The sequence below is a fragment of the Acidithiobacillus sp. genome (assembly GCF_023255755.1).
Classification (GTDB): domain Bacteria; phylum Pseudomonadota; class Gammaproteobacteria; order Acidithiobacillales; family Acidithiobacillaceae; genus Acidithiobacillus.
This window is the reverse complement of the sequence record NZ_JAGDVS010000200.1, coordinates 7,400-8,154: the sequence shown is the minus strand read 5'-3', so window position 1 is coordinate 8,154 and position 755 is coordinate 7,400. Positions and strand designations below refer to the sequence as shown.

Annotated in this window: 1 protein-coding gene; it reads left to right on the top strand. The window is 61.9% G+C overall.

Annotated features, from left to right (window positions below; translation table 11 throughout):
• On the top strand, positions 1 to 755 hold a 755-nt coding region (locus Q0C48_RS14355), incomplete at both ends, for a hypothetical protein (RefSeq protein WP_291525524.1).

The following is a 755-nucleotide window of genomic DNA, read 5'->3' as shown; positions in this document are numbered from 1 at the left end:
AGACTTTGCGGCAAGCCCTCCAGCGCCTGCAAAATGCGCAGCGCAGCGGTCCGCCGATGCCTTCCGCCACCTTGTCCGGCTTGCACAGCAGCCTGCAGATGATGACTCGCGACCAGGTCAACCCGGCCCTTTTCCAGGTCGATCAGGCCATTTTTAATGCGCGCCTCGCTGGCCTCTACGAACAACGCCAACAGGCGGCAGAACAAAACCAGCTCAGCAGCCTGCAGCGACAGGTGCAGTCGTTGACCCGCCAGCACCAGTCGCTGCAGAACGAATACGGCAGACTGCGCGAACAACTAGCAAGTAAAACCATGAGCGGCGCCCAGACCCAGCATCTGCAAGCCGAAATCCAGCAGCAGCAGCAGATGTTGCAGTCTGAAGAGCAGCGCCTTGCCGGGCTGGCGATACAGCAGGGTGCCACACCCATCCCGGGCATATCCACCAGCCCGCTCACTGCGCAGCCCGGCTATGGCAAAGCGCTGACGGTATACGCCCAGGTCCGGGCCGCCAGCGACGGGGTGCATGTCACCATGCCGGTAAACAGCCTGTTCGGCAGCGACAATCAGCTTTCTGCGGATGGCGAGCAGCGTTTGCAGGCCATTTCCAGCATCCTCAAGCAGACGGCAGCCAGTGAAATACTGGTGCGGGTAGCGCCACAGCCCTTGGGTGCCAATGTTGCCACCCAACGTGCCGAAACCATCCTCCGCACCCTGCGCCGCAACGGTATCCCCGATAAGGTGCTGGCACTGGCTAAC